Origin of the sequence: Pseudoxanthobacter sp. (assembly GCF_036822375.1) — a bacterium.
Classification (GTDB): Bacteria; Pseudomonadota; Alphaproteobacteria; order Rhizobiales; family Segnochrobactraceae; genus Pseudoxanthobacter.
Genome location: NZ_DAISHT010000139.1, coordinates 1 through 9,458 on the forward strand (window position 1 = coordinate 1; position 9,458 = coordinate 9,458).

Annotated in this window: 8 protein-coding genes and 1 pseudogene; 5 read left to right on the forward strand and 4 right to left on the reverse strand. The window is 67.2% G+C overall.

The features are described 5' to 3' along the window. Positions 1-95: 95 nt before the first annotated feature. Positions 96-878 (reverse strand): C13 family peptidase, encoded by a 783-nt coding sequence (locus V7067_RS12500; RefSeq protein WP_334176234.1) that lies wholly within the window; start codon positions 876-878, stop codon positions 96-98. 23 nt (positions 879-901) lie between these two features. After that, a complete protein-coding gene (locus V7067_RS12505; RefSeq protein WP_334176235.1) occupies positions 902-1,231 on the reverse strand; it encodes a multidrug efflux SMR transporter in 330 nt (109 codons plus the stop codon). A gap of 297 nt (positions 1,232-1,528) precedes the next feature. Between V7067_RS12505 and V7067_RS12510 the strand changes: the two genes are divergently transcribed. Continuing rightward, on the forward strand, positions 1,529-2,662 hold the full coding sequence (locus tag V7067_RS12510; RefSeq protein ID WP_334176236.1) for a PLP-dependent cysteine synthase family protein: 1,134 nt from the start codon (positions 1,529-1,531) through the stop codon (positions 2,660-2,662). Positions 2,663-2,764: 102 nt separating this feature from the next. Here V7067_RS12510 and V7067_RS12515 read toward each other — a convergent pair whose 3' ends face one another. After that, complete coding sequence (locus tag V7067_RS12515) at positions 2,765-4,252, reverse strand: amino acid permease (RefSeq protein WP_334176237.1); 1,488 nt, start codon at positions 4,250-4,252, stop codon at positions 2,765-2,767. A gap of 235 nt (positions 4,253-4,487) precedes the next feature. After that, entirely contained in the window at positions 4,488-5,372 is an 885-nt protein-coding gene (locus V7067_RS12520) for an SMP-30/gluconolactonase/LRE family protein (protein ID WP_334176238.1), read from the reverse strand. Between the two features lie 842 nt (positions 5,373-6,214). Between V7067_RS12520 and V7067_RS12525 the strand changes: the two genes are divergently transcribed. From V7067_RS12525 to V7067_RS12540, 4 genes and pseudogenes are all read left to right on the forward strand, one after another. Then, positions 6,215-7,138 (forward strand): branched-chain amino acid ABC transporter permease LivH, encoded by a 924-nt coding sequence (locus V7067_RS12525; RefSeq protein WP_334176239.1) that lies wholly within the window; start codon positions 6,215-6,217, stop codon positions 7,136-7,138. Then, positions 7,138-8,460 carry a high-affinity branched-chain amino acid ABC transporter permease LivM gene (gene livM / locus V7067_RS12530; RefSeq protein ID WP_334176240.1) on the forward strand — a complete coding sequence of 441 codons (1,323 nt, stop codon included), beginning with the start codon at positions 7,138-7,140 and terminating at the stop codon, positions 8,458-8,460. The genes V7067_RS12525 and livM overlap by 1 nt, the downstream gene beginning before the upstream one ends. Beyond that, on the forward strand, positions 8,460-9,302 hold the full coding sequence (locus tag V7067_RS12535; RefSeq protein ID WP_334176241.1) for an ABC transporter ATP-binding protein: 843 nt from the start codon (positions 8,460-8,462) through the stop codon (positions 9,300-9,302). The genes livM and V7067_RS12535 overlap by 1 nt, the downstream gene beginning before the upstream one ends. Further along, positions 9,299-9,458: pseudogene (locus tag V7067_RS12540) on the forward strand (ABC transporter ATP-binding protein); the annotation flags it as partial. The gene V7067_RS12535 and the pseudogene V7067_RS12540, both read left to right, overlap by 4 nt.

Genomic DNA, 9,458 nt, shown 5'->3' on the forward strand with positions numbered 1-9,458 from the left:
GTTCCGCCGGCCTGTTGCTTTTGGGGGTGCGGCTTCCGGTTGCCGGCGGGTGAATGGCCTGCCCGTGGCGGCGGCGGGCGTTCGGAAGCCGGCGTTCAGAAGGCGGTGAGACTGCCGACGCTGCGGCCGAACACGGCCTGCGGGCGCGAGGCCTCGAACCCTTCCTGTCGTTCGCGCCTTGTCACGCAGGCATCGACGCTGCGGGCAATGGCCTGCCAGGGGCTGCCCTGCCGCAGGGCGCCGAGCAGGCAGGCGTCGTAGAAGGTGTAGCGGAAATCCACCCCGCAGCCGAACGACGGCCGGTCGGCCCGCGCGGCCGCCAGCACGATGCGGTGCGGGGTTGCCAGCCGCCGGTCGGCCGTGAACTGGCCGGAATAGCAGCCCGAGGCGATCACCACCGTCGGCCGGGTGCCGCAGGTCTCGTCCAGCCGGCGGGCGAGATAATCCGGCGGCAGGTAGGCCTCCTCGTCGCTCATGATCAGGCCGCCGTGCGGCTGGCCGTGGGAGGTGATGAACACGAAGCAGCCGGTGCCGCCGGGGGCATCGAGGCGGTCGAACGAGCGGTCGATGTTGTCGCTGGTGGCCCGCACGGCCGGCGAGCGGACGCCGGCCTTCAGCACGGTGATGTCGGGGGCCTTCACGCCGAAACTCATCAGCCGCCGCCGCATTTCATCGACGCCGTTGGCGAACACCGGCTCGCTGTCGTCACCGGCGATCAGCAGTGCCTTCCACGCCACCGGTGCGGCGGTGGCGGCGCCGGCCGCCGGCGGACCGGCCAGCCAGAAAAGCGCGGCCGCCGCCACGCAGACCAACAGGCCGGCGAGCGCGGCCGGGCCGGCGGGCGTCCGGCGGCGGCGAAGGGGCGTCCGGTGCAGCATGGTCGGGCTCCTGCGCGGCATGGTCAGTGGCCGCCGCTGCGCGAAACGAGGTTGAGAACGAGGCAGCCGGCAATGATGAGCGCGAAACCGACGATGGCGGCAAGGTCGAGTTTCTCGCCATAGAGCACGACCCCGACGGATGCGATCAGCACCACGCCGAGGCCGGACCACATCGCATAGGCAACGCCGACCGGGATCTGGCGCAGCGAAAGGCTGAGCAGCCAGAACGCCGCGCCATAGCCGATGGCGGTGATGATGGTGGGGCCGAGACGGGTGAACTGTTCAGAGGCCTTGAGGGCCGACGTGCCGATGACCTCGGCAACGATGGCCAGCGCGAGATAGAGATAAGCCATTGGAATTGCCCCGGAAGCTGGATCGTGCCGAGCACACCACAGCCGCGCCCGCCGCGCCAGTGGCATGAGAGGCCGGCACGGAGCCGTCACCGGCGGGCACATTCCGGTCCTGCGCAGCAGAGCGGAAGTATATTGCGCTTATATCGGGGCTAAATAGAAAATGCTTTCTGTATTACCGTATAAATGATAATGGATTTCCGACGCTGAACGGGCGTTTCCGGCGCGGCCGGCGCCGTTCTGTCCCGCAATGATGCCGGCGGCTGCACGGGCCGCCACCAGACCGGAAGGTGTGTTGCCATGGGCCTGCCCGCGATTTCGCCTGCAGAGGCGCTGATTGCCCTCGATCCCGCCGCGTCTGCGCCCGGCTACGACCGCGACTGGGTGTTCGAGGCGATCCGGCGGATCGATGCCGATTACACCCGCTCGGCCGATACCCACCTCATCAAGGTCGATCTGCCGGTTGCCGGCATCGGACTCTACCTCAAGGACGAATCGAGCCATCCGACCGGCTCGCTCAAGCACCGGCTGGCGCGCTCGCTGATCCTCTACGCGCTGTGCAACGGCCGGGTCGGGCCGCAGACGACGCTGATCGAGGCTTCCAGCGGTTCGACCGCGGTTTCCGAGGCCTATTTCGCGCGCATGCTGGGGCTGCCCTTCATCGCCGTCGTGCCGCGCTCCACCTCGGCGGAGAAGGTGGCGATGATCGAGCAGAAGGGCGGTCAGGTGTTCTTCGTGGAGAAGGCCGGTGACGTCTACGGCGCGGCCGAGCGGCTGGCGGCGGAAACCGGCGGCCATTATCTGGATCAGTTCACCTTTGCCGAGCGGGCGACCGACTGGCGCGGCAACAACAACATCGCGCAGTCGCTGTTCAGCCAGATGGCGGCGGAAAGCGATCCCGTGCCGCGGTGGATCGTGTGCAGCGCCGGCACCGGCGGCACCTCGGCCACCATCGGCCGCTACATCCGTTATCGCCGCCTGCCCACGCGGCTGTGCGTGGCCGATCCGGAAAGCTCGGTGTTCCACCGCCATTTCTGCGACCGCTCGGTGCGCGTGCTGGAAAATCCGGCGCCCGGCATCGAGGGCATCGGCCGGCCGCGGGTGGAGCCCTCGTTCCTGCCGGAGCTGATCGACTGCATGATTCCGGTGGCCAACACCGCCAGCCTTGCCGCCATGCGCGCCATCAGCAACACGCTGCACCGCCCGTGCGGCGGCTCCACCGGCACCAACATGTGGGCAACGGCGCTGATCATTTCCGCGATGATGGCGCGCGGCGAGACCGGTTCGGTGGTCACGCTGCTGTGCGATTCCGGTGAGCGTTACCGGTCGACCTATTTCAACGACGACTGGGTCGCCGCACAGGGCTACGACCTGGGGCCCGACCTCGCCCGCATGACCGCTTTTCTGGAGCGGGGCGTGCCGCTGACGGTGTGAGAGGCGCCGGGCCGCGCGGGGTGCGCGCGGCCCGGTCTTCTGCATCCCGGCCCTCTGCATCGCGGTTGCGCGCACAGGGCCGGTGCGGGTTTGCGGCCCGGTTCAGTACGTCCGGTATTCCGCTTCGCCCTTGGTCAGAGCGAACTCCTCCTCCGGCGACAGCACCAGCTTGTGCCGGCCGGCGATGGCGAAATAGACGATGCCGAGCGCAAACCAGATCGCAACGCCGATGACGCCGGCGCGGTAGGTGGGATCGGCCAGCTGGAAGCCCAGCGTGACCACGGCGATGATGACGGTCAGCGCCGCGCCGGCGATGCCGAACGGGCTCTTGTAGGGCCGTTCGATGTGGGCGTGGCGGGTCTTGAGCAGAATGCAGGACAGCGCCTGCATGATGTAGGACAGCATGGCGCCGAACACCGCCATGTTGAGCAGCGTGCCGCCGATGATGGCCGAGCCGCGTTCCGCGCCGACCGAGAACCACACCACCAGCATCAGCGCCAGCGCCACGATGGCCCCCGCCAGCATCGCCACATGCGGTGTCTTGCGCGTGCCGTGGGTGATGGAGAGCCAGCGCGGGAAATAGCCCGCCCGCGACAGCGAATAGATCTGCCGGCCCTGCGCATAGATGATGGTGTGGAACGAGGCGATGAGGCCGATCACGGCAATCAGCGCCAGCACCTTGGCAAGGCCCGAGCCGTAGATGGCGCGGAAGCCGTCGAGCAGCGGCTCGCCGGAGGTGGCAAGGGCGAACGAGCCGTTGGGCACCGAGGAATTCAGCCACAGGATCATGAACGCCGAAACGATCAGCGTCAGGATGCCGAGGATGATGCCGCGCGGCATGTCGCGCCTGGGATCGACCGATTCCTCCGCCGCCAGCGGCAGTTGCTCGATGGCGAGGAACAGCCAGACGGCGAACGGCATGGCCGCCAGCGCGCCGCCGATGCCGTGGGGCAGGAACGGCCCGTTGCCATCGGGAAGCTGCGTGCCGTCGGCGGCGATGTTGAGCGCCCAGCGCGAGAAATCCATCACCGGGAAGGCACTGACCCAGAACGCCACGAGGCAGGCGAGCGCCAGCAGCGTGACGACCAGCGTGACGCGGAACGAGAGTTCCACGCCGACCACGTTGAGGCCGACGAACACCACATAGCCGAACACCCAGTAGACCGGCTGGAATTCCGGCGGCGTGCCGAAGATGGAGCCCAGATAGGAGCCGATGAAGAACACCACCACGGCGGGCGTGATGACATATTCCACGTTCTCGCACAGCCCGGTGATGAACCCGCCCCAGGGCCCCATCGCGGTGCGGGCGAAGGAATAGGCCGCGCCCGTGTGGGGCAGGGCCGGCGACATCTCGGCAATGGAGAAGGTCAGGCCGAGATACATGATGGCGATGAGCACCGCGGCAATGAACATGCCGCCCCATCCGCCCGAGCCGAGGCCGAGATTCCAGCCGGAGAAATGGCCGGAAATCACCGCGCCCACGCCCAGCGCCCACAGCGAGGCAACGCCCGCATAGCGCTTCAGGCCGCGTTTCTCAAAATAGGCTGTATCGACCTTTTCATAGGTCACGCCGGTCGTCTGCACGTCCATGTCGCCCAGTCCCTCGCTAGAAGTGGCGGGCCGGCATGGCCGGGTGACGCGCGCTGACACCCCGTTTGCGCGCGTGCCGCCATGCCGCCGCCGATGACCGCTGAAGTGATGACCGCCGAAAATCCGGCAACCGCGGGTGCATCGCGCCGCCTGAGGGGCGGCCGCGCAGCCGAAATCGCCGGCCGGGGCGATGCAAGCCGCGGGCCAGTTGTTTGCAGACGAACGGGTTGGCGGATCAATCCAGAGCGACCCGGTTTTCCGGCAGCCCGGGCACGTCCACGCCCAGCGCGAACAGGCTGCCGGAAAGCCGCTCGCCGGGCTTTGCGGCGGTGGTGATGAACAGCGTTTTCAGGTCCGCCCCGCCGAACGTGCAGGTGGTGATGTTGGAAACCGGCATTTCCACAATGCGATCCACCTGCCCGGCGGGCGAAATGCGCACGATGCAGCCGCCGCCGTAGCGGCAGTTCCAGAGATAGCCGCGGGAATCGATGGCCGAACCGTCGGGCGCGCCGCGGGAGAAATCGCAGAAGAACGGCCGCTCGCCGGAAATCTCGCCGAGCGGGCCATTATAGTCATAGGCGCGGATGGCGTTGGCGAGGGTATCGGCGAAATAGAAGGTGCGCCGGTCCGGGCTCCAGCACAGGGTGTTGGAAATGCCGATGCCGGTGCGGCAGGCGACGGCCTCGCCGCCGGCGGCGACGCGATAGAGCACGCCATCGGTGCCCCCGGCGGGCAGGTCGTCGCCGTTCGGGGCCACGTTGTTGCGCATCGAACCGATCCAGAACCGCCCGTCGGGGTCGGGCCGGCCGTCGTTGAGGCGCACGGCCGGGCTGCCGGGCAGGATGAAGCCCTGCGCGGTGCGCTCGTCGCCCGCCGGCCGCCACACAATGAGGCGGGAGCCGAGCGCAACCAGCATCTGGCCCGGCCGCGTGGTAAGCGCCAGCGCCACCACCGGTTCGTCGAACAGCCAGCTGCGCACGCAGCCGTCGGCCGGGCGAAAGCGGTGCACGAGGAAGCGGTTGATATCGGTCCAGTAGAGGGCGCGCTCGTCGGCGGACCAGACGGCGCCCTCGCCGCAGCGATCGCCCGCCGGCACCAGACAGACCGGTTCTTTGTCCATGGCGTTTCTTCCCCCCGGGAATCGGGCCCGTTTTTTCGGCCGGCAGGGTTTGCCGGCATGGTTCTGCGGCCGGCATGGGGCGCGGCCCGCGGCTTGCGTTGTCGGGACGGTGCGAAACCGCGGCGCGCCGGTCAAGGGCAGCCGGCCGGCGGCGTGCGGCGCAACCGACGATGTGGGGCTGATGGCGCTTCCGGCGGCGAAAACCGGTGCCGGGTGGCGCCGGCGGGTGGCGTCCGTCCTGCGCACGCGCCGTCTGCGCACAGGTGCGACGTCAAATCTGAGACGATTCTGTGGCTTTTCGTTGTGGAACCGGAACGAGGGGCGTTGACGGCGGCAGGGACCCGGCGCACAGTCGCCATTGCCCATTGTTCGAGCACGAATGGGCGCTGCGCAGCTCTTGTGCAGTGCATCACCAACCGGAGTGAATCTTGCCGGCTGATCCGCGCCCGACCCCTGCCATGTGCTGTCTGCCGTTTCTGTCTGCCCCGGGTCTGCCGGCGGCCGGCGACGGGCGGACGGGGTCACTCGCCGCGGAGGGCGCCGTCCGGGCGCAGAAGCCGGGCCGGAAAGGCACAGACGTCCTGCATGAACGTGCGATTGTGCACGGCCGGGGGCCCGGACGTGGCGTTGCGGCCGGGCGCGCGTTTCTCGTCGTGCATGCGGGTCCGGTTCCGGGTGATGGCCGGGCGATACCGGCGCGTGCTGCCTGCATGGGCCCGTCCGCGCGGCGCAGCGATGCAGCCGCTCAGGGCGGTTGGGGGCAAAAATACAAAACAGGGCACGATAACATCGCAAGAGGCTGGCGATATAGTGCCCGGCAACCTTCAGAGGTTAGCGTATAAATGGATTATTTCCTGCAACAGCTGATTAATGGCGTTGCCCTCGGCTCGATCTACGGGCTGATCGCAATCGGCTATACGATGGTGTACGGCATCATCGGCATGATCAACTTTGCCCACGGCGACATTTTCATGGTGGGCTCGTTCCTTGCACTGATCGTGATCGTCGGCCTCGGGCTGACGGCGGCCTCTGGCATCGGTGTCATCTTTCTGGCGCTGGCGCTGGTGGTGCTGATTGCCATGGTGCTGACGGCGGTGTGGGGGTGGACGGTGGAGCGCATCGCCTATCGTCCGCTGCGCGGTTCCTTCCGCCTTGCGCCGCTGATCACGGCCATCGGCATGTCGATCATCCTGCAGAACTACATCCAGATCACGCAGGATGCCCGCGTGAAGCCGCTGCAGCCGATCATCACCGGCGGTTACACGCTGATCGATTCCGGCGATTTCGCGGTGCGCGTGTCGAACATCCAGCTGCTGATCGTGGTCACCACCGTGCTGCTGATGATCGGCTTCACGATGCTCATTTCCAGGACCTCTCTCGGCCGCTCGCAGCGCGCCTGCGAGCAGGACATGAAAATGGCCGCGCTGCTGGGCGTCAATGTCGACCGCACGATCTCGCTCACCTTCGTGATGGGCGCGGCTCTGGCTGCCGTCGCCGGCGTCATGTACCTGCTTTATTACGGCGTGATCGATTTTTACATCGGCTTCATCGCCGGCGTTAAAGCCTTCACGGCGGCGGTTCTGGGCGGCATCGGCTCGCTGCCGGGGGCCATGCTGGGCGGCCTGCTGATCGGGCTGATCGAGACCTTCTGGTCCGGCTATTTCTCGATCGAATACAAGGACGTGGCCGCGTTCTCCATTCTCGCGATCGTGCTGATCTTCATGCCCTCCGGCCTGCTGGGCAAGCCCGAGGTGGAGAAGGTCTGATGGCCGCAAAGAATGCCTCCCAACGCTTCAGCGCCTCGCTGAAGGATGCCATCGTTGCCGGCGTGATCGCGCTGGCGCTGTTTGGCCCGACCATCGGCCTCAAGACCGTCACCACCACCGGCGGCCTTGAGCTGGAGCACCGCTGGATGGCGGTGGCGATTGCGGTCGCTATCGTGTTCGCCGGTCGCCTGCTGCTGAACCTGTTCGTGTTCAAGACCGACCGTCCGGCCACGGGCGTGCTCGCCGCTCTGGCTCCGCGGCCGGCCACCCTGTCGGCCATCGGCCGGGTGCTCGGGCCGCTGCTGCTGGCGCTCGCCCTGCTGCTGCCGGTCATCCTCGGCAGTGCGTTTCCGACGCAGAACCGCTATGTGCTCGACCTCGCCATTCTCGTGCTCACCTATGTGATGCTGGGCTGGGGCCTGAACATCGTGGTCGGCCTCGCCGGCCTGCTCGATCTCGGCTACGTCGCGTTCTATGCGGTCGGGGCCTATTCCTATGCGCTGCTGGCGCAATATTTCGGCTGGTCGTTCTGGCTGTGCCTGCCGCTGGCGGGCGTGCTGGCCGCGTGCTGGGGCATGACGCTGGGTTTTCCCGTGCTGCGGCTGCGCGGCGACTATCTGGCCATCGTCACGCTGGCCTTCGGCGAGATCATCCGTATCGTGCTGCTCAACTGGGCGTGGTTCACCGGCGGGCCGAACGGCATTTCCGGCATTCCGCGTCCGAGCTTTTTCGGCATCGAATTCACGCGCGGCGAGGGCGGCTTTGCCGCAACCTTCGGGCTGGAATACAGCGCCGTTCACCGCATCATCTTCCTTTATTATCTCATTCTGGCGCTGGCGCTGCTGACGGCATTCGCCACCACGCGGCTGCGCCGCCTGCCGGTCGGCCGGGCCTGGGAGGCGCTGCGCGAGGACGAGATCGCCTGCCGCTCGCTCGGTATCAACACCACGATGACCAAGCTCTCGGCCTTTGCCACCGGCGCGATGTTCGGCGGCTTCGCCGGCTCGTTCTTTGCCACCCGTCAGGGCTTCATCTCGCCGGAATCCTTCACTTTCATGGAATCGGCGGTGATCCTGGCGATTGTCGTGCTCGGCGGCCTCGGCAGCCAGATCGGCGTCGTGGTGGCGGCAACGGTGATGATCGGCGGCTTCGAGCTGTTCCGCGGCCTCGATGAATACCGCATGCTGGTGTTCGGCATGGCCATGGTGCTGATCATGATCTGGCGTCCGCGCGGCGTGGTCTCGGCGCGCAAGCCGACCGTTGCCCTTGGCAAGAAGGCGAAGGCCATCGATGCCTCGCTCGTAGGGGAGGGCCACGGCTGATGCGCTGGCAACAGAACCCGGTGCTCACCGTGGAGCACCTGACCATGCGGTTCGGCGGCCTGACGGCTGTCGGCGACCTCTCCTTCAATGTCGGCCGCGGCGACATCACCGCCCTGATCGGCCCCAACGGGGCCGGCAAGACGACGGTGTTCAACTGCATCACCGGCTTCTACAAACCGACCGAAGGCCGTCTGGCGGTGAAGGACCGTCAGGGCCGGCAGTTTCTTCTGGAGCGGATGCCGGATTTCGAGATCTCCGGCCGCGCCAAGGTGGCGCGCACCTTCCAGAACATCCGCCTGTTCGGCGGCATGACGCTGCTGGAAAACCTGATGGTGGCCCAGCACCGCACGCTGATGAAGGCGTCGGTGTTCTCGTTTGCCGGCCTGTTCGGCTTTCCGACCTATCGCAAGGCCCATGCCGAGGCGATCGAGCGGGCGCGCTACTGGCTGGACCGGGTCGGGCTGATCGACCGCGCCGATCATCCGGCGGCCGACCTGCCTTATGGCGCGCAGCGCCGGCTGGAAATCGCCCGTGCCATGTGCACCGTGCCGGAACTGCTGTGTCTGGACGAGCCGGCGGCGGGCCTCAACCCGCGCGAATCCGCCGAACTCAACGAACTGCTGCTGTTCATCCGCAAGGAACATGACGTCTCGATCATCCTGATCGAGCACGACATGAGCGTGGTGATGCAGATTTCCGATCACGTCGTGGTGCTCGACTACGGCCGCATGATCGCTGACGGCACGCCGGCGGATGTGCGCAGCGATCCCAGAGTGATCGCGGCCTATCTCGGCGTCGATGACGATGAGGTGGGCGCAGTGGAAGAGGAGGTGGGCGCATGAGCGAGGCTCTGGCAATGTCCGCCCCCGCGGCTGCCGCCGGGCAGGGGGCGCTGCTCTCGGTGCGCGGCGTGAAGGCCTATTACGGCAAGATCATCGCGCTGAAGGGCGTGGATCTGGACGTCAATCGCGGCGAGATCGTCACGCTGATCGGCGCCA

Bases quoted from the DNA above. Each gene is read 5' to 3' on its own strand.
- V7067_RS12500 (WP_334176234.1), bottom strand. From the start codon at position 878: ATGCTGCACCGGACGCCCCTTCGCCGCCGCCGGACGCCCGCCGGCCCG.
- V7067_RS12505 (WP_334176235.1), bottom strand. From the start codon at position 1,231: ATGGCTTATCTCTATCTCGCGCTGGCCATCGTTGCCGAGGTCATCGGC.
- V7067_RS12510 (WP_334176236.1), top strand. From the start codon at position 1,529: ATGGGCCTGCCCGCGATTTCGCCTGCAGAGGCGCTGATTGCCCTCGAT.
- V7067_RS12515 (WP_334176237.1), bottom strand. From the start codon at position 4,252: ATGGACGTGCAGACGACCGGCGTGACCTATGAAAAGGTCGATACAGCC.
- V7067_RS12520 (WP_334176238.1), bottom strand. From the start codon at position 5,372: ATGGACAAAGAACCGGTCTGTCTGGTGCCGGCGGGCGATCGCTGCGGC.
- V7067_RS12525 (WP_334176239.1), top strand. From the start codon at position 6,215: ATGGATTATTTCCTGCAACAGCTGATTAATGGCGTTGCCCTCGGCTCG.
- livM (WP_334176240.1), top strand. From the start codon at position 7,138: ATGGCCGCAAAGAATGCCTCCCAACGCTTCAGCGCCTCGCTGAAGGAT.
- V7067_RS12535 (WP_334176241.1), top strand. From the start codon at position 8,460: ATGCGCTGGCAACAGAACCCGGTGCTCACCGTGGAGCACCTGACCATG.